Below are 25,336 nucleotides of genomic sequence, written 5' to 3'. Positions count from 1 at the left end.
CGGAGAGCGTAGGGCTCCGCCGCTTGTCGGTCCAGGGGTGGCGGAGCTAGCTTGTTTCTGACGATGCATCAGATTCGCTATCGGATTCACTCAGGCATTCACCGGCTTGCGGCGAGGGGACACCATGGAACTGCCTCGGATCATCAGCGTCGACGACCACGTCATCGAACCCGCGCACCTCTTCGACGTCTGGCTGCCGGCCAAGTACCGCGACCGCGGGCCCAAGGCGCTCACCGCGGGCATCGGCGAGCTCGAGTACACGGGCGGCAAGTACGTGATCACCATGGACCCCGACGGCCCGCCGACCGACTGGTGGATCTACGAGGACCTGAAGTTCCCGTACAAGCGCAACATCGCCGCCGTCGGCTTCGACCGCGACGACATGACCCTGGAGGGGATCACGAGGGAGGAGATGCGGCGGGGGTGCTGGGACCCCAAGGCGCGCCTCGCCGACATGGACCTCAACCACGTCGAGGCCTCGCTGTGCTTCCCGACGTTCCCGCGCTTCTGCGGCCAGACCTTCGCCGAGGCCCACGACAAGGAGGTCGCCCTCGCCTGCGTGCGCGCGTACAACGACTGGATGCTCGAGGAGTGGTGCGGCGACAGCGGAGGCCGGCTGATCCCGCTGTGCATCATCCCGCTCTGGGACATCGACCTCGCCGTCGCCGAGATCCGCCGCAACGCCGCCCGCGGGGTGCGCGCCGTGACGTTCTCCGAGATCCCCACCTACCTCGGGCTCCCCTCCATCCACTCCGGCTACTGGGACCCGTTCTTCGCCGTCTGCCAGGAGACCGGGACGGTCGTCAACATGCACATCGGGTCCAGCTCCCAGATGCCGGCCGCCTCGCCCGACGCGCCGCCCGCCGTGCAGGCCTCGCTCAGCTTCAACAACGCCATGGCCTCGATGATGGACTTCCTGTTCAGCGGGGTGCTGGTGAAGTTCCCGACGCTGAAGCTGGCGTACAGCGAGGGCCAGATGGGCTGGATCCCGTACGCGCTCGAGCGCGCCGACGACGTGTGGCAGGAGCACCGCGCCTGGGGCGGGGTCCGCGACCTGATCCCCGAGCCGCCGTCCACGTACTACTACCGGCAGATGTTCTGCTGCTTCTTCCGCGACAAGCACGGCATCGCCTCGCTCGACGTCGTCGGCCGGGACAACGCCACGTTCGAGACCGACTACCCGCACGTGGACTCGACCTTCCCGCACACCAAGGAGGTCGCCCTCGACCATGTGAAGGGGCTGGACGACGAGACGGTCTACAAGCTGATGCGCGGCAACGCCATCCGCATGCTCGGCCTCGACCTGGACCGCTGATGGACCTGACCTACACCGAGGAGGAGCAGGACTTCCGGGCCCGGCTGCGCGGGTGGCTCGGCAAAACGCTGCCCGAGCTGCCCGCGAAGCCGTCGCCCGACGACTGGCCCGGCCGCCGCGCGTACGACCTCGGCTGGCAGCGCAGGCTGTACGACGCCGGGTACGCCGGGCTGCACTGGCCGGTCGACGCGGGCGGGCGCGGAGCCACCCCGACCCAACACCTGATCTTCCTGGAGGAGACCGAGCGCGCCGGGGCCCCGTACGTCGGAGCCAACTTCGTCGGACTGCTGCACGCCGGCCCGACCATCGCGGCCGAGGGCACCGCGGCGCAGCGGGCGCGCTGGCTGCCGCCCGTACTGCGCGGGGACGAGGTGTGGTGCCAGGGGTTCAGCGAGCCCGACGCGGGCTCCGACCTGGCCTCGCTGCGCACGCGCGCGGTGCGCGACGGCGACGACTACGTGGTCACCGGCTCGAAGATCTGGACCTCGCACGCGGAGGTCGCCGACTGGTGCGAACTGCTCGTACGCACCGATCCCGCGGCGCCGAAGCACCGCGGGATCTCGTGGCTGGCCATGCCCATGGACGCCCCCGGGGTGACGGTACGGCCGCTGCGCACCCTCGCGGGATCGACCGAGTTCGCGGAGATGTTCCTCGACGAGGTCCGGGTGCCGGTCGCGAACCGGGTCGGGGACGAGAACGACGGCTGGCGCGTCACCATGGTCACCCTCTCCTTCGAGCGGGGGACGGCCTTCGTCGGCGAGGTCGTGGCCTGCCGCCGTACCCTGGGCGAGCTCGCGCGCACCGCGAAGGCGAACGGCCGGTGGGACGATCCGGTGCTGCGACGCCGGCTCGGGCGGCTGTACGGGGAGTTCGGCGCCCTGTGGCGGCTCACCCAGTGGAACGTCAGCGAGTCCGAGCGGACCGGCGGGGTCCCCGGCATCGGCGGCTCCGTCTTCAAGCTCGCCTACTCGCACGCGCGCCAGGAGCTGTACGACACCGCCGCCGAGGTGCTCGGCGCGGATTCCCTCGCGCTGGACGAGGAATGGGTGCTCGACCGGCTCTCGTCCCTCTCGTACACCATCGCGGCGGGCACCTCGCAGATCCAGCAGAACATCGTCGCCGAGCGGATCCTCGGCCTCCCGAAGGGCCGGTGAGGACCGTGGACTTCCGGTTGACCGAGGAGCAGCAGGACCTGCGGGCCGGCGTACGGAACCTGCTGGAGGGCCGGTACGGGCGCGAGGCGCTGCGCGTCTCGGTGGACTCGGGCGGGGCCCTGGACCGGGGGCTGTGGCGGGAGCTCGGCGAGGCCGGGTTCTTCGCGCTGCGGCTCCCGGAGGCGGACGGCGGGGTCGGGCTCGGACTGCCGGAGGCGGTCCTCGTCTTCGAGGAGGCCGGGCGGGCGCTGCTGCCGGGGCCGCTGGTCGCCACGCACCTGGCGGCCGGGACGGTCCCGGGGGCGGCGGGGGGCACCAAGGTGGTCACCGCGTTCGACCTGGGCGGGCCGCTGGTGGCCCACCTCGCGGACGCGGACGCGGTGCTCGGTACGCCGTTGCTCCCTCCGGGTGAGCCGGTGCGCTCGGCGGACCCCCTCACCCCGCTGCACCGGGTGTCGGCGCCGGGGAGCGCGGCCGCGATGCACCGCGACGAGGGCGCCCTGCTGACGGCCGCCCTCCAGACGGGCAGCGCGCTGCGCACGGTGGAGCTGGCCGTGCGGTACGCGCAGGAGCGCGAGCAGTTCGGGCAGCCGATCGGGGCGTTCCAGGCGGTCAAGCACCTGTGCGCGCAGATGCTGGTGCGGGCCGAGGTGGCCCGTACGGCGCTCTACGCGGCGGCCGTGACGGCGGACCCGGCGGAGGTGGCCGGGGCCAAGCTGCTGGCCGACGAGGCCGCCGTACGCAATGCCCGGGACTGCCTGCAGGTGCACGGCGGGATGGGCTTCACGTGGGAGGCCGACGTCCATCTGCACCTCAAGCGGGCCTGGGTGCGGGCCCGGCAGTGGCGGACGGCGGGGGAGGCGGAGGAACTCCTCGCCGCGGAACTCCTCGCCGGGGAACTCTTCGCGGCGGAGCTGCCGGCCGCGGCGGGGTAGCTCGCTGTCACGAACGGGGCGGAACGGGGCACGGTCGGAACGGAGCGGGACGCATGTCCGATTACAGAGAGTTGATATCGGTTTGTGTCCTTGGCCCGCCCCATTGCGGCCCGGAGTCGGGGGCCTGCTCCGGTACGCTCCCGGGAATGCGAGCGGTTGAGCGGCGCGAGCGTCGCGCAGTATGCACCACGCCTACTCCTTCGCGCTGGAATATGCCCGAAGCGCTTGTTGTGGTGACTGTATGTCAACCATGCTGCTCCGCAAGGGGGTCACACTCGGTGATCCCATCCCGTCGCGAGGCGAAGTGTCCGCCGGTTCGGATGGTGTGAGCGGTGCAGGTGCTTCAGGTGCAGCTGGAGGTAGGACCGGATCCCGCCGAGGTCGGCCGGGCCCGCCGCTGGGCGCGGTCCCGGCTGGCGGGGTCGGGCATAGGAGACGACGAGCCGCTCGCCGAGACGCTGATCCTGCTGATCTCCGAGCTGGTCACCAACGCCGTCGTGCACACCGGCTGTCCGGCCGTCCTGCGGATGCTGTTCGGGGAGCCGGGGGTGCGCGTCGAGGTCGCCGACGCCAGCTCCCGCGGCCCTGCCCGGCGCCAGGCCGCCGGGGACGACACGGGCGGGCGCGGGCTGGAGCTCGTGGACGGGCTGGCCGACCGCTGGGGCTGGCAGCGCGAGGGTGCGGGCAAGCGGATCTGGTGCGAGATCGACCGCGCCGACAAGCCCGCGGACCGCGCACCCGAGCGGGGTGAAGGCTCGAACAGAGTATGCGGGTCGACGCGGGAACCGCGCGTGTACCTCTAACGAGGTGTTGACGGTTCGTCAACTGTTGATCACTCTTGTACTGAGCGATTCGTCGCGAGGGGACGCCAAGGGCAGACCTTGACGAGTGCGGGTCGCGGGGTGGCGGCTGCCGTGCCGCGCTCGGGGCGTGCACGACCGCGCGCCGCCACCCGCTGGACCGCGCCGCCTTCACCGGGGCGGCGTGACCAGCCCCATCTCGTACGCCTTGATCACCAGTTGCACCCGGTCCCGGGCGTCGAGCTTCGTCAGCAGCCGCGCCACGTGCGATTTCGTCGTCGCCACCGTGATGAACAGGTCCTGCGCGATCTCGCTGTTCGACAGGCCCCGCCCCACCAGGGTCAGCACCTCCTGCTCCCGGGCGGTGATCGCCGGAGCGCGGGCGGGGGTGGGCGCCGGGCCCGCGACGAAGTCGGCGATCAGGCGGCGCGTCACGCCCGGGGCGATGAGGGCGTCGCCGGCGGCGACCACGCGCACCGCCGCGAGGATGTCGTCCAGCGCCATGTCCTTCACGGCGAAACCGCTCGCGCCGGCGCGCAGCGCCCCGTACACGTGGTCGTCCTCGTCGAAGGTGGTCAGGATCAGCACGCGGGCGGCGCCGGGGCCGGCCGTGAGCCGGCGGGTGGCCTCGATGCCGTCCATCTCCGGCATCCGGATGTCCATCACGACGACGTCGGGGGCGAGCTCGGCGGTCAGCCGGACCGCCTCGGCGCCGTTCGCGGCCTCGCCCACGACCTCGAGGTCCGGGGTGTCGGCCATCAGCACGCGCAGTCCCGAGCGCACCAGGGGCTGGTCGTCGGCGAGCAGGATGCGGACGCTGCTGCTGCCGCTCATCGCTTCTCCTCCCGTTCCCGTACCACGAGCTGCTCCGGCTGCTCCGGCTGCTCCGGCCGCTCCGGTTGTTCAGGTCGTTCCGGCTGTTCGGGTTGTTCGAGGGGCAGGACCGCCGACACCCTGAAGCCGCCGCCGCCGGCCCGCGGGCCGGCCTCGAACCGCCCGTTCAGCAGGGCGGCACGCTCCCGCATGCCCGTGATGCCGAATCCGGCGCCGGCCGGGCCGCCTTCCGGGACCCCCCGCCCGTCGTCGGTGATCTCCAGGGCCAGTTCCTCCCGCCCGTACGCGATGCCCACGCGGCAGCCGTCGGCGTGCGCGTGCCGGACCACGTTGGTCAGCGCCTCCTGCACGATACGGAACGCGGCCAGCTCGACGTCGGCCGGCAGCGGCCGCCGCTCCCCGGCCCACACCACGTCCACGCGTACGCCCGTATCGCTCGCGGTGGCCGCGGCCAGCCGCTCGATGCCGTCCAGGCCCGGCGCGGGCGCCGCCGACACCGGATCGCTGCGGCGCAGGGCGACGAGGGTACGGCGCAGGGCGGCGAGCGTCTCGCGGCTGGTGGCCTCGACGGCCTGCAGCGCCGCACGGGCCTGAGCGGGCTGCGTCTCGATGACCCGGCTGCCGACCCCGGCCTGGATGGCGATCACGCCGATGCTGTGGGCGACCATGTCGTGCAGCTCGCGGGCGATGCGCAGCCGCTCGTCGGTGAGGGCCTGCTCGGTGGCGCGGGCCTGCGCCTGCGCGGCGGACTCGCGGCCGCGCCGTACGGAGTCCCCCATCAGCCAGGCGAGGACGACGATCGGCAGCTGGCTCTGGGTGAGGAAGAGGGCGGAGCCGGTCACGGGCAGGGCGAACTGGGCGGTGAGCAGCAGCAGGACGGTGGTGCTCACGGCCGACAGGGTCACCCGGCGCGAGCGGGTCGCCGCGACCACGCCGAGCGCCACCGCGGCGGGCAGCACCATGGCGAGGGTGAGCCCGGGGGCGCGGCCGAGGAAGAGCATCAGGTACGTGCCGAGGAGCATCAGGCCGAGGGTGGTGAGCGGCGCCCGCCGCACCAGGAGGGCGCCGGTCAGTACGCCGATGATCGCGAGGAGCGGTCCCACTTCGAACATCCGGTCCCCGATGCCGAGGGGCACGCGGAACGCGAGGTTCGACAGCACGAGGGTGCCCAGCCCGGCGCCCGTCCAGAGGGCCGCGGTCTGCCACCGCAGGCCGGTCCGGCCCCCGCCCGTCTGCCCTGATGAGGTGTCCATGTCGCGACCCTAACGGCCGTACGCGGCACCGGCATCGGCCTTCGGGATGCATCCCACAGGGGGGTGCCGGACCCGGTGGTAACGAGGCATTCCGCTTCGAGGACAATTGGGGACGCACCGATGTTACTCAGCAGTAGGAGCAAGCGCGTGAACCAGGACAGGCGTCGCCAGGCCGAGGACTTTCTGCAGCCCGACGAGCAGTTGATCGCCGTATGTGCCTGCGAACCGGGTCCGGGCGTGCCGAGCCCTCCGGAGGACCTGCTCGCGCCCCCGGAGCCGGCGGCGCTCGGCCGGCGGATCGAGGAGAAGCTCCCTCGCTCCCTCCAGCAGCTCTTCAAGGCCCGCACGCACGACCCGCGCCGGGATGCGGCCGACCGGATCCCCGACCCGGCGGACGGCAAGGGCATGGAGGGGGGCTGGCAGAGCGTGGCCGGCCGGTTCCTCATCAGCCGCGCCAACGCGCACGGCGCGGCGACGGACGTCCTCGTGGTGACGGACCGGCGCTGGTTCGCCCTGACGGACGTTTCGCCGCTGTGGCAGTCGACGCCCGAGATGAAGCAGTACTGGGAGGTCCCGCGAGCGGCGATCACCGTCGTCCGCGCGAACGCGACGGGCCTGCTCCAGAAGGGCCGTATGAACATCGAGTTCGCCGACCTCTCCTGGGTCGCCCTCGACGCCCTGACCCCCGCCGAGGCCCCCGCCTTCGCCTCGGCCGCGGCCCGCTACCGCTGACGGACCGAACGGCCGAGGCCCGCACCCGGCGGCGGGTGCGGGCCTCGGCCGGAACGTGCTCCCGGGGTGCCGTACTCCCCGGCTCCGGGTGTCCGTCAGGACTGTACGACTCGCACCGCGTCGCAGCCGAAGAAGCGATAGGTGCGCCCGGTGGCTCCGTCGGTGAACGAACCCTTCACGCAGGCCTCGGTGTCCGCCCGCTGGAGGCCCGAGGTGGCCGAGGCGAAGTGGAGCACCATGTCGCGGTCGCCGTCCCTGACGCGCTCGACCGGAGTCGTGGTCCGTTCGACCACGTCCTCGATGTGGCCCCTGTCGTGCACTTCTGCGCTCCCACCCGGGCCGGCGTAGACGACGTTGCGCGGTCCGAAGCGGACGGTCAGCGGCTGGATGGTCGTGGCGTTGAAGTCGAGCGGGAGGGCGTACTCGCCCGCCCTGGTCGTCAGGACGCCGACGGGGACGGTGTCGGCCGGGATGTTGACGGAGTTGGGGTTGCCACCCGGCTTGATGTTGATCGCGACCGGGACGACGCAGTCGACGGTGAACTCGGACGGCCGGTGGTTGTTCGCCGCGACGGGGTCGGTGTCGTCCGGTCGCCCCGGTGTGATCGACGCGGTGAACCGGTAGGTGTGCGATCCCGGCTGCGCACAGCCGACCGTGAAGGTGCCGTCGAACGACTGCGGGGCCCCGATCGCGAGTGCGGGGATGTTCCTGGTCGACGAGGAAGGCGTGACCGTGGCCCCCGGGTCGGCCGTGGCGGCCGTGGCGAGCACGGCGTCCATCGGGCTGGACGGCCCGTTGTTCGCCACCGTGCCGTGCAGGGTGACGTCCAGGGTCTGCCCGATGAGCACCTGCGTGGGCGGTGCCGTGGCGGCGAAGGAGGTGACGGCGAGGTCGGCGACCGCCACCACCCGGGTGTCGGTGACGGCGCTGTCGTTGCCCGCCACGGGGTCCGGACCCGCGAGGTTGTCCACCACCGCCCGGTTGGTGAGGGTGACGGGGCCGCCGGCGTTGTGGACGAGGTCGGCCGGCACGTGGGCGGTGATCGTGACGGTGCGCGTGGCACCGGGGAGCAGATCGCCGACGCCGCAGGTCACCGTCGCGCCGGACGGGTGGCATGCCGCGTCGTCGCTGACGTAGGAGACCTGCGCGGGCAGGGTGTCGACGAGCGTCACCGAGGCGGCCGGCCTGAAGCCGTGGTTGGACACGACGGCGGTGTAGACGAGGTCCGTTCCGGCCGCGACCGGGTCCGGGTTGTCGGTGACGGTGACTCCGACGTCGGTGGTGTTCCGCTCCTCGTGCATCGCGAGCAGCTCGCTGGTGGTGGGGACGTCGTCACTCTCCGGGCCGAGGGCGGCATTCGCGGAGTCGCCGAACTGACGGAACGGCAGCGATACGAAGGTCCAGTCGTCGGAGCCCTTCAACGTCTCGTTGGTCGAGGTGTTGATGCAGGCGGGGGGCGTGGGCATGGGACCGGGGCCGGCGTTGTCGATGTTCGTGGCCGGCACCGTCGGGTCGAGCGGCGGATCGGCGTCGGCGTTCCAGTTGGGGCTGGTGTTGAGGTTGTTCGGGACCTTCTGGCCGGTGCTGTCGACGAACGTGAACCGGTTTGCCGTGTCGGTCGCGTCGAGGATCGTCGGTTCGGTGAGGGCGTCCTCCTTGAGATCGGGCAGCGGAGCGTGCCCGCGCGGCTTGTCGCCCGGCGGCTGGCTGCCGACTGCGAGCCTGGGGGGCGAGTAGTCGAGGATGGTCCCGTCCCCGACGCGGGGGATGCCGTCCTGCAAGTCGTAGTTCATGATGCTCACGTAGTTCGGCTTGCAGTTGGGCCGGCTCTCGAAGCCGCCGTGGCGCAGGTTCAGGTTGTGCCCGAGCTCGTGCATGATCGTGCCGGCGTCGACATTGAAGACCGTGAAGTCGTTGCCCCCGATCTCGCCCTGGCCGCCGGTCTGCTGCGGGCAGGTGGCCACGCCCGGCTGCGCGACGATCTGCCCGTAATGGAAGATCAGCCGCCGCTGCCGGTTGAAGTTCAGGTTCCTCGAGTTGTAGAAGGCGGTGTCGAGGCCGCACCCACCGGGCGCGGTGATGACGCTGCCGCCGCCGAGGTCGTCGCCGACGCGGCAGTCGGGGTCCTGGGTGTCGGTGAAGGCGTCGCCGTCGTTGTTGACGCCGTCCGTGCAGTTGGTCGGCTGCGGGTTCTCGACGCTCGCGTCGAGGTAGTCGATCTGCACCCTGTTGCAGGTGGGGTCGTTGCCGTCGATCAGCCCGTCCGCGCCGTTGTCGATCCCGTCGGAACACGTACCGACCGGCCCGTCCTCACGGCCTCCCGGGTCGGGGAGGCCGCCGGTGTCGACATGGAGGTTGATGCCGTCGGTGCCGTCGGGGTTCGGCGGGGCGTTGACACCGGAACCGCCGTGTGGGGCCTGCCGGCTCGCCGCGCCGGAACCGACGTCGGGCGGCGCCGCGGCGAAGGCCTTCTTCATGGCCTGGATGCCCGCGCGGGTGGGCGCGCGTCCGGCTGCCCAGTCCAGCTCGAGGAAGACGTCCTTGTGGTCGGGCTCGGCACCCATCGCCGGCAGGTCCACGTCGATGGTGCCGTCACCGTCGTCGTTGTACCCGTTGCGCTCCCAGCCGTCGAGCAGGCCGTCGCCGTCCGCGTCACCGCTGGTGGATGTCGTGCTGACGTCCCAGCACACCTTGACGGACGGTTCGTCGTCGTCGTCCCCGGCGTCGCCGTCACCGGACGCGCAGGACTGCGGCCAGTTCACGTTGTCGGTCTTGTTGAGGGCGGTGTCGCGCCACTTGCCGTCGGTGTAGGAGACGGTGAAGTCGAGGTTGTTGTCGTGGTCGTGCGGGGTGTCGTCGCCCAGGTCGTCGCCCGAGGTGTCGTCCGCGTCCCAGATCTGGATCGTGACGGGAACGTTCTGGATGGTGTCGGGCAGCTCGGTGGAGACGACCCAGTACGGGTCGACGCCGAAGACGTTGTCGACGGTGGGTGTCCGGTGCTCGACGCCGTCGATGAACACTTTTGCGTAGAAGTCGGGGTGCCCTTCCAAGACGGCCTCGAGCCCTTCGGCCGAGCACGGATCGACGCATCCGACATGGGTGATGGTGACCGAGAACGGGCGGGTGCCCGCGGCCTGCGCGTGGGCCGGCATGAATGCCGGCAGGAGCGCAAATCCCGCCACGGCGGCCATGAGGCGCAGCCGCTTCGCGGTTCGTCGCATAGAAGTCCCTCTCGCTGCGGGGTGCAAGGCACCCCGGGAACGCAAAGACAGCGATCTGCCGCACTGGACGAGACCGGCATGCCGACCGCGCATGTCAGTTTGCCGGTTTCTGTTCTGCAAATGCTGGACCTGTGCGGCGAGTTCGGGACGCCGGGTGCCGAGTGATCGTTTCTTCAGTGGGCGGCACGGCCGGAGGGCTCGGAGGACTCGGACGACTCAGAGGACGGCCACCGGGGCGACCGGGGTGCCGACGCCCCCGACGAAGGGCTCCGGCATGGCCGAGAGGAGGAAGCTGTACCGGTTTTCTTCTGCACAGGCTGTGGACAACTTTTCGAGGTTCCAGTTCTGGCCCTGGTGCATGCCCATCTCGACCAGGTCCAGTGCGTGGACCGGCAGCCACAGGTTGTCGATCTCCGGAGGGAAGATCTCGAAGGTCAGGGTGTCATTGGCGACGGCGGCCACGTCCCGCGCGTGGAACCACTCCGGCGTACGGACGGACAGCCCCGGCGACGGGAAACCGTAGCCGTGCTTGTCGCCCGCCAGGTAGACCTGGATCTGGCCGGTGCGGACCAGGACGACGTCGCCCGCCCGGACCGCGACCCCGCCGAACTCCTCGGCCTCCGCCAGGTCCTCGGGGGTCACCGCGTGGCCCCCGGGCAGCCGGTCCAGGCCCTTCGCGCGGGCCACGTCCAGCAGGACGCCGCGCGAGACGATGTGCCCGGCCTTGTCGATGCCGCTGAACTCGGCCCGGCCGTGCGCCGTCACGGTGCCGGCCGGGCGGCCGTTGTAGATCTTCCCGGAGTGCGAGACGTGCGTGAGCGCGTCCCAGTGGGTGCCCGCCTGGAGCCCCATGGTCACGGCGTCGTCGCTGCACGCCACCGTGCCCGGGCCGAACAGCTCCTGGTTGATCTGCACCATCGTGTGCAGCGGGTTGATCCGGCCCGGGATCAGGCCGGCCTGCACCCCGTCCTCCTTGAGCGGGAGCGCGAGCGCGATCCGGCGGCCCGAGCGGATCTCGGCCGCGGCCGCCCGGACGACCTCGTCGGTGATCAGGTTCAGGGTGCCGATCTCGTCGCCGGCGCCCCATCGGCCCCAGTTGTTGACGCGTTTGGCGATGTCGTGGAACTCGGGGGGCATGCCCATGGATCTCATCAGCTCCCTGTTGACGGACGGATGCGAGACGAACTGGGGCTTGTGCTCCCGTGTCTGACTGCCCATAGAATCTAACGGTCCGTCAGAAAACGCGGGAAGGGGTCGGGCGTGGGGAACTTCTTGGCAGGCAAGGTCGTGGCCGTCACCGGCGCGGGCCGGGGCATCGGGCGGGCCGTGGCACTCGCCGCGGCCGCCGAGGGCGCCAAGGTCGTCGTCAACGACTACGGAGTCGGCATCGAGGGCGGGGAGCCGACGAGCGAGATCGCCGACGGCGTCGTGAAGGAGATCCAGGCCGCAGGCGGCGAGGCCGTCGCCGTCGCCGACGACATCTCCACCATGGCGGGCGGCCAGCGCATCGTCGACACCGCCCTCGCACAGTTCGGCCGGATCGACGGCGTCGTGTGCGTCGCCGGCATCCTGCGCGAGCGGATGCTGTTCAACATGTCCGAGGAGGAGTGGGACCCGGTCGTCGCCACCCACCTCAAGGGCACCTTCACCGTCTTCCGCGCCGCGTCCGCCGTCATGCGCCGCCAGGGCTCCGGCACCCTCATCGGCTTCACCAGCGGCAACCACCAGGGCTCCGTCGCCCAGGCCAACTACAGCGCCGCCAAGGGCGGGATCATCTCCCTCGTCCGCTCCGCCGCGCTCGGGCTGGCCAAGTACGGGGTCACCGCCAACGCCGTCGCACCCGTCGCCCGCACCCGCATGTCGGCGAACGTCCCCATGGAGCTCAAGGAGATCGGCGAGCCCGAGGACGTCGCGGCGCTCGTCACCTACCTGCTCTCCGACAAGGCCGTCGCCACCGGCGGCGAGAAGATCACCGGGCAGGTCTACACGATCGCCGGCCCGAAGATCGCCGTCTGGGCGCAGCCGCGCGAGCTGCGCGCCGGATACGCCGAGGGCTCCTGGACCCCCGAGAAGATCGCCGACTTCCTGCCCGGGACGGTGGGCACCGACCCGATGCCGATGCTCGCGCAGCTGGAGGCCATGGCCAAGGCGGCGGCCGCCAAGGACCGCCCCAACGCGTAGGGGAGCCCCGACGACATGGACTTCAGCTTCGGGGCCGAGGACGAGGAACTGCGCGCCCGCGCCCGGGCCTGGCTCACCGAGCACCTCGTGGGCCCGTACGCGGACGCCCTCGGCCTCGGCGGGCCCGGCAGCGAGCACGAGGGGGTCGACGCCCGGCGCGCGTGGGAGCGCGAGCTCGGCCGCGGCGGCTGGATCGGCCAGGGCTGGGAGGCCGACGGGTACGGCAACCGGCGGCTCTCCCTGACCGGCCAGGTCGTCTGGGCCGAGGAGTACGCGGCACTGCGCGCCCCCGGCCGGGTCGGCCACATCGGGGAGAACCTCCTCGCGCCGACCCTGATCGCGTACGGGTCCCCGGAGCAGCGGGACCGCTTCCTGCCCGGCATCGCGCGCGGCGAGGAGCTGTGGTGCCAGGGGTACAGCGAGCCGGGCGCCGGATCGGACCTCGCGGGGATCCGTACGACGGCGGTACGGGAACCCCGTCCTGGACCGGACGGCCTCTTCCGCGTCACCGGGCAGAAGATCTGGACCTCGCTGGCCCGGGACGCCGACTGGTGCTTCGTGCTGGCCCGGACCGAGCCCGGCTCGCGGCGCCACCACGGGCTGTCCTTCCTGCTCGTACGGATGGACCAGCCGGGGCGGGTCGACGTCCGGCCGATCCGCCAGATGTCGGGGACCTCGGAGTTCAACGAGGTGTTCTTCGACGGGGCGGTGGCGGCGGAGGTCGTCGGCGGGGAGGGCAACGGCTGGACCGTGGCCATGGGCCTGCTCGCCCTGGAACGCGGGGTCTCCACGCTGGTCCAGCAGATCGGGTTCGCGGCGGAGCTGGAGCGGGTGCTGGGGGCGTACGTCTCCTCTGGCGCCGCGGCGTCCGGCGCGGGGGACCCCGTACTGCGCGAGCGCCTCGTACGGCAGTGGGCCGAACTGCGCACGATGCGCTGGAACGCCCTGCGGACGCTGGGCACCGCCGCGGACCCGGGCGCGCCGAGCGTGGCCAAGCTGCTGTGGGGCGGCTGGCACCGGCGGCTCGGCGAGCTGGCGGTGGCGGTCCGCGGAGCCGCCGCCTCCGCCGGGCCGTCGGCGTGGGCGCCGGGGCTGCCGTACGAACTCGGACTCGACGAGGAGCAGCGCCTGTTCCTGTTCACCCGTGCCGACACGATCTACGGCGGCTCGGACGAGATCCAGCGGAACATCATCGCCGAGCGCGTGCTCGGCCTGCCTAAGGAGCCCAGGTGAGAGGCGTCGTGTTCGACGGCAAGCAGGCCCAGGTGGTCGAGGACCTCGAGATCCGCGATCCGGGGCCGGGGGAGGTGCTGGTCGCGATCGCGGCGGCCGGGCTGTGCCACAGCGACCTGTCGGTGATCGACGGGACGATACCGTTCCCGCCGCCGGTGGTGCTGGGGCACGAGGGCGCGGGGGTGGTGGAGGCGATCGGGTCCGGAGTGACCCATGTGGCACCGCGAGACCACGTCTCCCTGTCGACCCTGGCGAACTGCGGGGCCTGCACGGACTGCGACCGGGGAAGGCCGACGATGTGCCGCAAGGCGATCGGGATGCCGGGCCAGCCGTTCTCGCGGGGCGGGAAGCCGCTGTTCCAGTTCGCGTCCAACTCGGCCTTCGCCGAGCGGACGATCGTCAAGGCCGTCCAGGCGGTGAAGATCCCGGCCGACATCCCGCTGACGTCGGCGGCGCTCATCGGCTGCGGTGTCCTGACCGGGGTGGGGGCCGTACTGAACCGGGCCCGGGTGGACCACGGCGAATCGGTGGTCGTCATCGGCACGGGCGGCATCGGGCTCAACGTGCTGCAAGGGGCCCGGATCGCGGGCGCGACCACCATCGTGGCGGTGGACGCGAACCCGGCGAAGGAGGCGGTGGCCCGGCAGTTCGGGGCCACGCACTTCATCGACGCCTCGGCCGTCCCCGACTCCTCGGCGGCGGTCAAGGAGATCCTCCCGACGGGCGCCGACCACGCCTTCGAGTGCGTCGGCAACGTCAAGCTGATCCGCCAGGCCGTCGACCTCCTGGACCGGCACGGACAGGCGGTCCTGCTGGGCGTACCGGGCTTCAAGGAGGAGGCCTCGTTCCAGGTCTCGTCCATGTACCTGGACAAGACCATCATGGGCTGCCGGTACGGATCCTCCCGCCCGCAGCGGGACATCGCCCTGTACGCCGAGCTCTACCGGCAGGGGAAGCTGCTGCTCGACGAACTCGTCACGGAGACCTACCCGATCGAGGACTTCGCGAAGGCCGTGGACGACGCACAGCACGGGCGGGTGGCGCGCGGCGTGCTCACATTTTGAGGCGGGGGCCGCTGAACGCGGCCCTCGGCCGGCAGCCGGCCGGCCTGAAGCCCAACGAGCCTCGTTCTGAAGTGAGTTGTCCTACCATCTGGATATGTCGATGGAGGGGGCACGTTGAACGAGCTGGCACAAGCGGCTTCCGCGGCCATCATCAGTTCGGTCGCCACGGATGTGTGGCCGCGCCTGCGGGACGGGGTCGTCACGGTGTGGAGACGCGTGTATCCCGACCGGGCGGACGCGGTCGGCGCCGACCTCGACGCCTGCCGGGACGATCTGCTCGCCGCCCGGGCCGGGAGCGACGCGTTGTCCGAGGCCGAGCTGCGCGCGGAGTGGCAGGGGCGCGTGCGTCGCCTGCTCGTCGAGAATCCGGAGGTCGCGGGGGCGCTCAGGGCGCTCCTGGACGAGGTCGGGGAGTCGCCGGCGGCGCGGGGCGCCGACGTGGGTGAGGTACGGATGACCGCGCGGGCGAGCGGGAACGCCCGCGTGTACCAGGCGGGGCGGGACCAGCACATCAGCGAGCGATGACCGACCGGCCCGGCGGCCTTCGCTGTGACGCGCGGGCTTCCGGGCACGGAAGGGTCTACCAGGCCGGCCGGACCGGCGTCCTGAGCTCCTGAGCTCCGGGGCTCCGGATCCGGGGCTACTCGGCGGCGAGGCGGCCGAAGCGGCCCTTGTGGAAGAGGAGCGGGCCGTCCTCGCCGGCCGCGCCCATGGCCTCGACCCGGCCGACCACGATCAGGTGGTCCCCGCCGGTGTGCACGGCGTGGATGCGGCAGTCGATCCAGGCGGGCACCGCCTCGAGCTGCGGTGATCCGGTCACGGGGGCCGGGGTGTGGACGATCCCGGCGAACTTGTCGGCGCCGCTCACGGCGAAAGCACGGCACAGCTCGCCCTGTTCGGCGCCCAGGATGTTGACGCAGAACACCCCGGCGCGGGCGATCCGCGGCCAGGTGGTCGACGTACGGGCCACCATGAACGTGACCAGGGGCGGGTCCAGGGACAGCGACGCGAAGGACTGGCAGGCGAAGCCGGCCGGCCCCTCCTCGCCGTCTGCCGGCGGCGCGGTGATGACGGTGACCCCGCTGGCGAAGTTCCCGAGCACGGCCCGGAACTCGGCGGGGCTGACGGGCGCGCGCTCATCGTCGCCGACGGCCCGCAGCTCGGGGCGCGGCAGTGCATCGACGTGGCCGGTGTCCGGCTCCTGCTCCGACGCGGCGGAGGTGGGGGAGCCGACTGACCTGAGGTATCGGACGACGGTGGCCGCCATCCCTGCGTGTCCCATCACGTCAACGATTGAAGCTGACGGCCCGTCAGATGGGAAGGGGTGCGGGCGGGTGACTCGGAAATCGGAACGGTGTATCGTCCCCATTGATTGAACGTGTTCAATTGCTGTGGGGGTGGGGGTCGTGGTGATGCCGGAGACGCACGAGGAGCCGGTCGCTCTAGGCAGGAGGCGCTCGCCCCTGGCGACCGGGTCGGAGCTGGCCTTCATTGCGCAGTGCATCGTGGCGGGAGCGGTCTTCCTCGCCACCGCCGGCATGCGCGACGACCACGGCCTCGGCATCGACTCCGGTGTCTTCGCCGCGGTGCCGTTCATGCTCCTCGTGGTGGTCCTCGTCGCGTACCTGCACCGGGTGCTGTTCGTCCTGCCCGTGATGGCCCTGGCGCGAGCGCTGGGAAGCCGGTGGTGGGCGGCGCCCTGGGCCGCCGCGATCGCCGCGGCCTATGCCGGGTGGGCCAGTGCCGGCTGGGACCTGCCGTACGGCTGGACGGTGCTCTGGATCGCGGGCCCCGGCGTGCTCCCGGTGGTGGCCGCGACGTATGCGAACCACCGGTCGCCGGGGTGGACCGGGATGGCGGCCCGGGCCGGCTCCGTCACCGGGATCGCCCTGCTCGTCTGCGCGCTCGGCGCCTTCCTCCAGGAGCGGACCGGACTCGGCGCGTACGAACCGCCCCGGCTCGAACGGGGCCAGTACGTCGGTGACTGGATCGGCGGCGGGGGCGCGCAGAGCCTGCGGCTGGGCGAGAACGGCGAGGCGGTGGCCGACGGCATGCAGCTGGTCACGCAGACCGGGCTGTGGGACACGTGTTCGGGGACCGGGACGTGGGCGTTCGTGCCGAGGCGCGAATCCGGCGGCCTCTTCCACCGCGGGCCGCGGGACCGGGTCACGCTCACGATCGACGGCTGCGGACCCCTGCGCGACTGGGAGGTGGCCGGCACGGCCGAACGGCCCGAGCTGTTCTGCGTACGCGGAGATCCGGAGGACCTCCACCCCCGGTCCGCCGTCACTCTGCACCGCGTGTAGCCACCGGCTCGGGGTGCCGGACCGTTCGCCCGTACGGGTGAATCCACTGCCCTGCCGGGACCCGTACGGCGGACAGCCCCGCGGGAGGTCGGCATCGTGGCCCCCGGCCCGATCCACCCGTCTCCCAGGAGGACCCGCATGCTCGGCACCGACTTCCGTACCGGATCACCCTGCTGGCTCGACCTCGGCAGCCCCGACACCGACGGCGCCGCCGCCTTCTACCGCTCGGTCTTCGGCTGGGCCTTCACCGCGCTCGGGCCCGAGGCCGGCGGGTACGGGTTCTTCCAGGTGGACGGCAAGACGGTCGCCGCGCTCGGGCCGCTCACCGAGGACGGGGCGAAGTCCGCCTGGATGGTGCACTTCATGAGCCCGGACGTGCAGGCCACGGTCAAGGCCGTGCAGTCCGGCGGCGGGAAGATCCGGATGGAGCCCATGGACGTCATGGGCGAAGGCTGGCTCGCGCAGGCCACCGACCCGCAGGGCGCCGAGTTCGCCATCTGGCAGCCCGGGAAGACCAGCGGGCTGGGGAAGGTGTCCGAGGAGAACACCTTGATCTGGGCGGAGCTGCACGTACCCGACCCCGCCGCGGCCCTCACCTTCTACGACGGCGTCTTCGGCTGGCGCAGCCAGGACATGGAGGCGCCCGGGATGACCTACCGCGTGCTCAGCCTCAAGGACGGCGACCAGCAGCAGACCTCGTTCGGCGGGATCGCGCCCATGGGCGAGGGCGCGGGCGGCGGCGTGGAGAAGCCGCGCTGGGTGCCGTACTTCAACGTCACGGACGTCGACGCCACCGTCTCGGCGGCGGGCGGGAACGGCGGGTCGGTGCTCATGCCCGCGGCGGACGTGCCCGACGTCGGCCGGATCGCGTGGGTGGCGGACCCGTACGGCGCGGTGTTCGCCCTGCTGAAGCCGAACCCGCAGATGTGAGCCGCTGGTTGACGACTACCGCCCCAGGTACTTGGGGGAGCGGCGTTCCACGAAGCTCGCGACGCCCTCGTTGGCGTCGGCGGTGGTCATGTTGATCTCCTGAGCGGTGGCCTCGGCGGCCAGTGCGGCTGCCCGGCCACCGTCCAAGGAGGCATTGACCAGCTGCTTCGTCAGCGCGAGGGCGCGGGTCGGGCCCTGCGCGAGGCGCTCCGCCCACTCCCGGGCGGTGGCCTCCAACTCCTCGGCCGGGACGACCCGGTTGACCAGGCCGAGCCGCTCGGCCTCGGCCGCCGGGACGGCGTCGCCGAAGAACATCAGCTCCTTGGCCTTCTGCGGGCCGACCAGGCGCGGGAGCAAGTACGCGCCGCCGCCGTCGGGAACCAGGCCGCGGCGGACGAACACCTCGATGAAGCGGGCCGATTCGGCGGCGATGACGAGGTCACAGGCGAGGGCGAGGTGGGCGCCGATGCCGGCGGCCGTGCCGTTGACGGCGGCGAGGACCGGCTTCTCGCAGTCGAGCACGGCGGTGATCAGGCGCTGCGCGCCGAGCCGGATCATCCGGGCGACGTCGCCGGCGACCCTTTCGCCTGCTGCGGCGGGGGCGCCGCGCAGATCGGCGCCCGCGCAGAAGCCCTTGCCGGTGGCGGTGAGGACGACGGCTCGCAGGGTGGGGTCGGCGGAAGCCTCTCCGAGGAGGGCGATGACGCGTTCGCGCTGGTCCCAGGTGACGGCGTTCATGGCCTCCGGCCGGTTGAGGGTGATCCACGAGACGCCGCTCTCGATGCGGTGGAGGACTTCGTCGGCGGGGGCGCTGGTCATGAGTTGAACTCCCGTTCCGGGTGTGCGCGGTTGATGCCGAGCGCTGGTGCGGCGGGTTGCCGCTGCGCGGAGCCGTCTCCGCGCAGCGGGGCGGCGGCGTCAGCGGCAGATGGCCAGGGCGTCCAGCGCCACCGCCCCCTGTCCCCGCGGGAGCACCATCAGGGGGTTGATGTCCAGCTCCGAGAGGGAGTCGCCCAGCTCCAGCGCCATCCGCTGGACCCGCAGCACGACCTCCACCAGCGCGTCGACATCCGCGGGCGGCGCCCCCCGCACCCCCTCCAGGAGCGCGTGCCCGCGCAGCTCGGTCAGCATCGCCCGCGCCTGGTCCTCGCCGAACGGGGGGACCCGTACCGCCGCGTCGTGCAGGACCTCCACCAGGACCCCGCCGAGCCCCACCGTCACCGTCGGGCCGAAGAGGTCGTCCTGGGTGACGCCGACGACCATCTCCACCCCCCGCTCCACCATCTGGCAGACCAGGATCCCGTCGAGCGGGACGTCCTCGTAGCGGGCGATGTCCGTCAGCTCCCGGTACGCGTCGCGGATCTGGCTCGCCGAGGTCAGGCCGATCTTCACCAGGCCCAGCTCCGTCTTGTGGCCGAGCTGCGGCCCCGAGGCCTTCATCACCACCGGGTAGCCGACCAGGCCGGCCGCCCGTACCGCAGCCGCCGCGCTGGTCACGAGCTGCTCGCGGGGGACCCGTATCCCGTAGGCCCGCAGCAGCTGCTTCGCCGCGTGCTCGCTGAGCTGCTGGCCCGGGCGCATGAGTGCCTGCGCCTTGCGGTACGAGGGGGACGGGGTCCGCGGTGCGTCCTGGAAGGGGGAGCGGTAGGCGGCCGTGAAGCGGTGGTGGCCGAGGTAGGCGCGGACGGCGGTGATGCAGTTGCCGAACGTACGGAAGGTGGCCACGCGGGAGGAGCCGAGCAGGGTGGTGCGGTAGGCCTCCTCGGTGCCGACCGGGGAGCCCCAGATCACGCAGATCAGCTTGTCGCTCTGCTCGGCCGCGTCCACCAGGTCCTGCGCGAGCTTGTCGCTCATGGGCGGGAACGGCCCGGTGATCGGGCAGATCAGCACGCCCACGGCCGGATCGGCGAGCATCGCGTCGATGATCTTCCGGCCGCGCCAGTCGCCGACGGGGTGGCCGCCGTTGTCGACGGGGTTGGCGACGTTCAGGTACTCCGGGATCCACTGGTGGAGCTCGTCCTGTTTGGCCCGGGAGAGGGTCGGCAGGCTGAGCCCGGCCTCCGTCGCGAGGTCCGAGAAGTGGGCTCCGGTGCCGCCCGAGATGGAGTACACGACGACCCCGTCGGCCAGCGGTTTGCGGGCCCTCGCGAGCAGGGCGGCGGTGTCCTGGAGCTCGTCCAGGCCGTCGACGCGGATGACGCCGAACTGCCGCATCGCGGCGTCCACGACGGTGTCGGCGCCGGTCAGCTTCCCGGTGTGGGAGGCGGCCGTCCGGGCGCCGGTCTCGGTGCGGCCGACCTTGACGGCGACGACGGGGACGCCGTTGCGGGCGGCCCGGTCGGCGGCCAGCAGGAAGGACCGGCCGTCCTTGAGGCCCTCCACGTAGCAGGCGATGGCGCCGACCTCGGGCTGCTCGGCGAAGTAGGAGATGAAGTCGGAGGTCTCGAGGTCGGCCTCGTTGCCCGTGGGAGCCCAGTGGGAGAGCCGGATGCCCAGCTCCTGGAGGGTGTAGACGGGCCGGCCCTGGTGGCCGGACTGGGTGATCAGGGCGATCGCCGGGCCGTCGAGGTCCTCGCGGAACTTCTCGAAGGCGTTGAGGTTGGTGTTGGGGCCGAGGAGCCGGAGGCCCGACCGCCGGACCGCGGCGGTGAGCCGGGCCTGGGCGGCGGCGCCCGCGTCGCCGGTCTCGGCGAAGCCGGAGGCGAAGGCGACGGCGAACTTGACCTTGGCCTCCGCCAGTTCCTCGATGACCGGCAGCGGATCGCCGACGAGGAGGACGGCGAGGTCCACCTGCTCGGGCAGATCGGCCACGGACGCGTGGCAGGCCAGCCCGAAGACGGTGGGGCGGGTGGGGTGCACGGGGTGGATCCGGGCACCGACGCGCTCCGCCCAGGCGATGAGCTGGCGGGTGATGCCGGTGTTCGGTCTGCCTTCGGCGTCGGAGGCGCCGATGACGGCCACGGACTCGGGCCGGAAGAACCGGTCCAGGTCGGGGACGTCGGCGTGCAAGGGCCGTCCGCTGACGTCCATCGCGACCGTGTCCGCGGCGGACGGCGCTGCCGTGGAGTGGACGGCCGTCCTGGGGGACTCCCCGCAGGCCTCGACACGTGCGCGGAAGTCGGTGGTGAGGGTGCCGTGAGTAGATCCAAGCATCGTTCCGCCCGCTCCTGCTCGATGAACCTCAATAACTGACGCGTAGTCAGATTACTGAACTGACGTGCCGTCAGGAACAGTGCTGCGTAGGAAAGCTGGTGGAGGTGATGTGTGGAACGGTCCCAGATCCCGGCGGGACGGGTCCAGGACCGGATTCGGCCTGTTCTGCGGGAGACCGGAAAACGGCGGCTTCGGCGGCCCGGCGCCTACGCGAGCGGGTCGACCGGGCGCAGGCCCGTGTCCGGGAGGGGCTCGGCCGGCGGGAGGCCGGTTCGGGGGCCGAGCCGGCGGGACAGGGCTTTGGCGATCTTCTCGGCGTCCAGGGCCATCTCGCGGAACATGCCGCTGATGGGGTTGGTGAAGCCGGTGAAGTACAGGCCGGGGGCCTGTGCGGGCGTGCGGGTGCCGTGCGTACGGGGCCGCCCGCGCCCGTCGAGTACGTCCAGGTGTCCGACCAGGCCCTCCAGGCCGCGGCGGTATCCGGTGGCGGCGACCACCGCGTCCGGGGTGATGCGGGAGCCGTCGGTGAGAACCACGTCCGCGCCCTCGAACGAGGCGACGGCGGCGACCGGTTCCACCCTGCCCGTGCGCACGGCGTCGATCAGGCCGACGTCCTGGACAGGGATCGCGCCCTCCTTGACCCTGCTGTACAGGCCGGTGCCGGGGCGCGGCAGCCCGTACGCGGCCAGATCGGGGACCGAGGCCTTGGCGACGAGCGCGCCGAGCCGGTCCACGAGTCGCACGGGCAGCCGCCGCACCAGGATCCCGGTGCGCTGCGCGGGCCAGCCCGCGGTGGAGCGGCGCACGATGTGCGGGGCGGTGCGCACGGCGAGTCGCACCCGCGCGGCCCCGCCCTCGGCCAGGTCGACGGCTATCTCGGCGCCGGTGTTGCCGGCGCCGACGACGAGCACGTCCCGGCCCTCGAAGGGCGCGGCGTTGCGGTAGTCGCGGGCGTGCAGCAGCTGCCCGGCGTACGCGTCGCGGCCCGGCCAGTCGGGCAGCGCGGGCGTGTGGTTGAACCCGGTGGCGACGACGACGGCCCGGGCGTCGAGCACCCGCCCGCCGGTGGCGTGCAGCAGCCAGCCGTCCCCGCCGGGGGCGGGGTCGATCCGGGTCACCTCGACGCCGGTGACGAGCTCCAGCTCGTGGAACTCGGCGTACTTCTCGAGGTACCGCACCACGTCGTCGCGCGAGACCCACCGGCCGAACCGGCGCGGCATGGCCAGCCCGGGGAGGGCGGAGAGCCGGCGGGTGGTGTGCAGGTGGAGGCGGTCGTAGTGGCTGCGCCAGGAGGTGGCGACCTCGTCGGACTTCTCGACGACCACCGCGCGGACCCCGCGGGCGCGCAGCGCGGCGGCCGCGGCGAGGCCGCCGGGGCCGGCGCCGATCACGTACACCGGGCGGGGCTGGGTGGTCAAGTCGGGGGGTGTGAGGACTCCGGGCATGAGGAGTGAGCGTATCGACACACAGCGTTGATGGGTCTCGGACAAGCAGGGAATCGATTGCGGATCGATCACGGCGCGGTCGGGAGGAACGCCGGGACTCGGCCGGATGCGTCCGGTCGCTCCATGCGCCGCCGCGGCTCGGGGCCTTGCGGGATCGCTCCGGATCCGCTGAACTGACGTACCGTCAGATCAAGGGAGGAGGGCCCGATGCAGACCGTCTGGCTCAGTGGGGCCGAATGGCTCGCCGTGCTCCGGATAGGCCTCGGCCTGTGGTGGCTGGAAAGCTGGCGGCACAAGGACAAGAAGGGCTGGTTCGAACGCGGCACCGGCATCGCCTGGGCCGCCGACGTCGCCGGCAAGCACCGCTGGCCGTTCGTGAAGGGCGGCTTCGAGAAGGTCGTCCAGCCGCGCCCGCGACTGATGGCGTACATCGTCGTCTACGCGGAACTCGCCCTGGGCCTGGGCCTGGTCCTCGGCTTCCTGACCCCGATCGCCCTGGTCGGCGGCCTGCTCCTGAACCTGCTCTACCTCGTCCTGATGATTCACGACTGGGCCGAGCAGGGCCAGAACGCGATGATGGCCCTCATCTCGCTCGTCGCCCTCTTCGCCATGGCCTGGCAGACCTGGTCCCTGGACGCGGCGACGGGACTCTTCCTGTGAGCACCCGCTACGACCTCCCCGAGACCGACGACTTCACCCGCCCCTACTGGGACGCGGCCGCCGAGGGCCGGCTGCTGCTGCGCCGCTGCGCGGACTGCGGGCGGGCCCACCACTACCCGCGGGAGTTCTGCCCGTTCTGCTGGGCCGGCGAGGAGCAGGTGGCCTGGGAGCCGGCGAGCGGCCGCGCCACCCTCTACACCTGGTCGGTGATCCACCGGAACGACCTCCCGCCGTTCGGCACCCGCGTCCCGTACACGGCGGCCGTGGTCGACCTGGCCGAGGGCCCGCGGATGATGACCGAGGTGGTGGACTGCGCCCCGGCGGACCTGCGCATCGGCATGCCGCTCCAGGTGACGTTCCGCGAGGCGGCGGAAGGTGTCCACGTGGCGGTGTTCCGCCCGGGGAACTCCTGACGAAGCGGGGTGGCGGACGCCCTCCTGCCGGGGCGAGCGCCCTCCGGGCAGGGGGACGCCTCCGGGCAGGGGGACGCCTCCGGCAGGAAGGCGCCCTCCCCTGCGCGCCGATGGGGAGCGCGCCGCTCAGTGGTCGGCGCGGGGCGCCCCCGTCGAGGCGTGCAGCAGCAGGTCGCGCAGCGCCGTGGCGGAGTCCGACGGTTCGGCAGGGGTGAGGACGACCTGGTCGGCGGTGGTCGAAGGGCCGGTCAGGGGGATGATGCGCAGGCCGGGCGGCTGGTGGTCGAGTGCCGATTCGACGGTGATGCCGATGCCCGTACCCGCGGCTCGCGCGGCGACCGGATCACCGCGCAGCGGTACGGCGAGCGGATCGCCCGGCTGACTCAGCGCTGGGTCAACGCCGTGCCGTACGACACGCCCCGGATGACCGAACACGAGGCCCGCGCGCTGTCGGCCTCCCTGAGGGAGACGGACGCCGCAGACGGCGCACGGGCGGCCGCGACCGCCGCCTGACACCCTCTAGGGCCAGAGCAGCTCGCGGATCCAGCCGGTGCCGTCCTCGCTGCGGCGGTAGCGCAGCCGGACGTGCCGACGGGCCGCGTCACCCTGGAAGAACTCGACCTCATCGGCGTCAAGGACGTACCGGGTCCAGGTCGGAGCCGGGGCGTCCGGCTCGGCGCCCGCCCGCTCCCACGCCGCCGCCGAGGCGTCCGCCAGCTCCTGCACCGAGCCCAGCACCTCGCTCTGCCGGCCCGTCAGCGCCGCCGCGAGCGCACCCCGCGAGCGGACCGCCAGGTCCGCCCGGCTCTCCTGCGGCCCGCAGGCGGTGACCCGGCCGCGGATGCGGATCTGCCGGGCCACGGCCGGCCAGTAGAACCCGAGCGCGGCCTCCGGGTGTCCGGCCAGCTGCCGGCCCTTCGCGCTGGTGGCGTGCGAGGCGAAGTGCCAGCCGTGCCCGTCGGCGTCGTGCAGCATCAGGATGCGTACGTCGGGCCGCCCGTCGGCGTCCACCGTCGCGAGGCTCATCGTGTGCGGCTCCGCCTGCCCGGCCTGGGCGGCATGCAGGAACCACTCCCGGAACAGCGCCAACGGCTCCGCGGGCGCGGCCCCGGGGTCGAACCCGGGCAGCGGGCCGTCCCACACGCGCAGGGAGTGCAGGGTGGCGTGGAACGCCTCGATGTCATCCATCTCGGAGCTGCTGATCTCGCGGGTCATACCGCCCATCGAACCACGCGACCCGACTCCGGCATTCGCCGGATCCGGGCCGGGAGGGGGGTGTCGGAGTGGGGCGGGATGTGTGTGGGGGTGAGGGGCGGGTCGGTGTGCGCGGCGCCGGAGGCGCGGCGGGCGGGGTGTGGGGGCGGGGTCGGTGTGCTCGGGGTCGGAGGCGCGTGGGGCGGGATGCCGGGGGGCGGTGTGCTTGGTGTCGGAGGTGCGGCGGGCGGGGTGTGGGGGCGGGGTGGGTGTGCTCGGTGTCGGAGGCGCGGCGGGCGGGGTCGGTGTGCTCGGTGTCGGGTGGCCGGTCGGGATACCGGGCGGGGTCCGTGTACTCGGGGTCGGGAGTGTCTGGCGGGATGTCGGGGGGCGGGGTCCGCGCACTCGGCGTCGGAGGGTGTCCGGGGGCGTCCCGTCAGTCCACTGTCCTTCCGGTGCGGTCCGGGCCGTCAAGGGCGCTCCTTCGTCGCGTCGCTTCGCGATGGCCTGCGG

The 25,336-nt window shown here is 72.4% G+C and carries 23 protein-coding genes; 13 read left to right on the top strand and 10 right to left on the bottom strand.

The genetic code is table 11. The features are described 5' to 3' along the window. The first annotated feature begins 124 nt into the window (after nt 1-124). The 4 genes from ACZ49B_RS20600 to ACZ49B_RS20585 all read left to right on the top strand — a co-directional run bounded on the left by ACZ49B_RS20600 (nt 125) and on the right by ACZ49B_RS20585 (nt 4,207). Nucleotides 125-1,315 carry an amidohydrolase family protein gene (locus ACZ49B_RS20600; protein WP_468307835.1) on the top strand — a complete coding sequence of 397 codons (1,191 nt, stop codon included), beginning with the start codon at nt 125-127 and terminating at the stop codon, nt 1,313-1,315. After that, complete coding sequence (locus tag ACZ49B_RS20595; protein WP_468307832.1) at nt 1,315-2,469, top strand: acyl-CoA dehydrogenase; 1,155 nt, start codon at nt 1,315-1,317, stop codon at nt 2,467-2,469. Before ACZ49B_RS20600 ends, ACZ49B_RS20595 begins: the two co-directional genes overlap by 1 nt. A 5-nt stretch (nt 2,470-2,474) precedes the next feature. Continuing rightward, complete coding sequence (locus ACZ49B_RS20590) at nt 2,475-3,404, top strand: acyl-CoA dehydrogenase family protein (protein ID WP_468307830.1); 930 nt, start codon at nt 2,475-2,477, stop codon at nt 3,402-3,404. Nucleotides 3,405-3,736: 332 nt separating this feature from the next. Beyond that, nucleotides 3,737-4,207 (top strand): ATP-binding protein, encoded by a 471-nt coding sequence (locus ACZ49B_RS20585; protein WP_468307827.1) that lies wholly within the window; start codon nt 3,737-3,739, stop codon nt 4,205-4,207. 168 nt (nt 4,208-4,375) lie between these two features. Here the strand turns inward: ACZ49B_RS20585 and ACZ49B_RS20580 are convergent, their stop codons facing one another. Both ACZ49B_RS20580 and ACZ49B_RS20575 read right to left on the bottom strand, forming a co-directional pair. Next, nucleotides 4,376-5,038: a response regulator gene (locus ACZ49B_RS20580; RefSeq protein ID WP_468307824.1), complete on the bottom strand. Its 663-nt coding sequence runs from the start codon at nt 5,036-5,038 to the stop codon at nt 4,376-4,378. Further along, nucleotides 5,035-6,291: a sensor histidine kinase gene (locus ACZ49B_RS20575; protein ID WP_468307821.1), complete on the bottom strand. Its 1,257-nt coding sequence runs from the start codon at nt 6,289-6,291 to the stop codon at nt 5,035-5,037. Before ACZ49B_RS20575 ends, ACZ49B_RS20580 begins: the two co-directional genes overlap by 4 nt. A 147-nt stretch (nt 6,292-6,438) precedes the next feature. Between ACZ49B_RS20575 and ACZ49B_RS20570 the strand changes: the two genes are divergently transcribed. Then, the gene (locus tag ACZ49B_RS20570; protein ID WP_468307818.1) at nt 6,439-7,023 is read left to right on the top strand and encodes a hypothetical protein; all 585 of its coding nucleotides are present in this window, start codon (nt 6,439-6,441) and stop codon (nt 7,021-7,023) included. A 95-nt stretch (nt 7,024-7,118) separates the two neighbouring features. Here the strand turns inward: ACZ49B_RS20570 and ACZ49B_RS20565 are convergent, their stop codons facing one another. After that, a complete protein-coding gene (locus ACZ49B_RS20565; protein ID WP_468307816.1) occupies nt 7,119-10,244 on the bottom strand; it encodes a hypothetical protein in 3,126 nt (1,041 codons plus the stop codon). Nucleotides 10,245-10,460: 216 nt separating this feature from the next. Beyond that, entirely contained in the window at nt 10,461-11,387 is a 927-nt protein-coding gene (locus tag ACZ49B_RS20560; protein ID WP_468308238.1) for a cyclase family protein, read from the bottom strand. Between the two features lie 117 nt (nt 11,388-11,504). Between ACZ49B_RS20560 and ACZ49B_RS20555 the strand changes: the two genes are divergently transcribed. The 4 genes from ACZ49B_RS20555 to ACZ49B_RS20540 all read left to right on the top strand — a co-directional run bounded on the left by ACZ49B_RS20555 (nt 11,505) and on the right by ACZ49B_RS20540 (nt 15,247). Then, nucleotides 11,505-12,425, top strand: a complete 921-nt coding sequence (locus ACZ49B_RS20555) for an SDR family NAD(P)-dependent oxidoreductase (RefSeq protein ID WP_468307813.1) — start codon at nt 11,505-11,507, stop codon at nt 12,423-12,425. Between the two features lie 15 nt (nt 12,426-12,440). Next, complete coding sequence (locus tag ACZ49B_RS20550) at nt 12,441-13,658, top strand: acyl-CoA dehydrogenase family protein (protein WP_468307812.1); 1,218 nt, start codon at nt 12,441-12,443, stop codon at nt 13,656-13,658. Then, nucleotides 13,655-14,722, top strand: a complete 1,068-nt coding sequence (locus ACZ49B_RS20545; protein ID WP_468307809.1) for a Zn-dependent alcohol dehydrogenase — start codon at nt 13,655-13,657, stop codon at nt 14,720-14,722. Before ACZ49B_RS20550 ends, ACZ49B_RS20545 begins: the two co-directional genes overlap by 4 nt. 114 nt (nt 14,723-14,836) lie before the next feature. Continuing rightward, nucleotides 14,837-15,247, top strand: coding sequence for a hypothetical protein (locus ACZ49B_RS20540; RefSeq protein ID WP_468307806.1), 411 nt, complete (start codon nt 14,837-14,839; stop codon nt 15,245-15,247). A gap of 115 nt (nt 15,248-15,362) precedes the next feature. On the opposite strand, the gene ACZ49B_RS20535 is transcribed toward ACZ49B_RS20540, so the two are convergent. After that, nucleotides 15,363-15,989: a flavin reductase family protein gene (locus ACZ49B_RS20535; protein WP_468308235.1), complete on the bottom strand. Its 627-nt coding sequence runs from the start codon at nt 15,987-15,989 to the stop codon at nt 15,363-15,365. A 139-nt stretch (nt 15,990-16,128) separates the two neighbouring features. On the opposite strand from ACZ49B_RS20535, the gene ACZ49B_RS20530 reads away from it, so the two are divergent. Both ACZ49B_RS20530 and ACZ49B_RS20525 read left to right on the top strand, forming a co-directional pair. Then, complete coding sequence (locus ACZ49B_RS20530) at nt 16,129-17,028, top strand: hypothetical protein (protein WP_468307803.1); 900 nt, start codon at nt 16,129-16,131, stop codon at nt 17,026-17,028. Nucleotides 17,029-17,166: 138 nt separating this feature from the next. Beyond that, on the top strand, nt 17,167-17,958 hold the full coding sequence (locus tag ACZ49B_RS20525) for a VOC family protein (RefSeq protein WP_468307801.1): 792 nt from the start codon (nt 17,167-17,169) through the stop codon (nt 17,956-17,958). Nucleotides 17,959-17,973: 15 nt separating this feature from the next. Here ACZ49B_RS20525 and ACZ49B_RS20520 read toward each other — a convergent pair whose 3' ends face one another. From ACZ49B_RS20520 to ACZ49B_RS20510, 3 genes are all read right to left on the bottom strand, one after another. After that, the gene (locus ACZ49B_RS20520) at nt 17,974-18,777 is read right to left on the bottom strand and encodes an enoyl-CoA hydratase/isomerase family protein (RefSeq protein ID WP_468307799.1); all 804 of its coding nucleotides are present in this window, start codon (nt 18,775-18,777) and stop codon (nt 17,974-17,976) included. A gap of 99 nt (nt 18,778-18,876) precedes the next feature. Next, a complete protein-coding gene (locus tag ACZ49B_RS20515; protein ID WP_468307796.1) occupies nt 18,877-21,111 on the bottom strand; it encodes an acetate--CoA ligase family protein in 2,235 nt (744 codons plus the stop codon). A 206-nt stretch (nt 21,112-21,317) separates the two neighbouring features. Next, a complete protein-coding gene (locus tag ACZ49B_RS20510; RefSeq protein ID WP_468307793.1) occupies nt 21,318-22,556 on the bottom strand; it encodes a flavin-containing monooxygenase in 1,239 nt (412 codons plus the stop codon). Between the two features lie 207 nt (nt 22,557-22,763). Between ACZ49B_RS20510 and ACZ49B_RS20505 the strand changes: the two genes are divergently transcribed. Continuing rightward, nucleotides 22,764-23,216, top strand: coding sequence for a DoxX family membrane protein (locus ACZ49B_RS20505; RefSeq protein WP_133897711.1), 453 nt, complete (start codon nt 22,764-22,766; stop codon nt 23,214-23,216). After that, nucleotides 23,213-23,629: a Zn-ribbon domain-containing OB-fold protein gene (locus ACZ49B_RS20500; protein WP_468307790.1), complete on the top strand. Its 417-nt coding sequence runs from the start codon at nt 23,213-23,215 to the stop codon at nt 23,627-23,629. The genes ACZ49B_RS20505 and ACZ49B_RS20500 overlap by 4 nt, the downstream gene beginning before the upstream one ends. 126 nt (nt 23,630-23,755) lie before the next feature. Here ACZ49B_RS20500 and ACZ49B_RS20495 read toward each other — a convergent pair whose 3' ends face one another. Further along, complete coding sequence (locus ACZ49B_RS20495) at nt 23,756-24,064, bottom strand: hypothetical protein (protein WP_468307787.1); 309 nt, start codon at nt 24,062-24,064, stop codon at nt 23,756-23,758. A gap of 84 nt (nt 24,065-24,148) precedes the next feature. Next, the gene (locus ACZ49B_RS20490; RefSeq protein WP_468307784.1) at nt 24,149-24,844 is read right to left on the bottom strand and encodes a pyridoxine/pyridoxamine 5'-phosphate oxidase; all 696 of its coding nucleotides are present in this window, start codon (nt 24,842-24,844) and stop codon (nt 24,149-24,151) included. Nucleotides 24,845-25,336 lie beyond the last annotated feature (492 nt).

This window comes from Streptomyces sp. NPDC031132, assembly GCF_055570595.1.
Note: the sequence above shows the minus strand (reverse complement) of the source record. Positions and strands in the feature narration are given on the sequence as shown.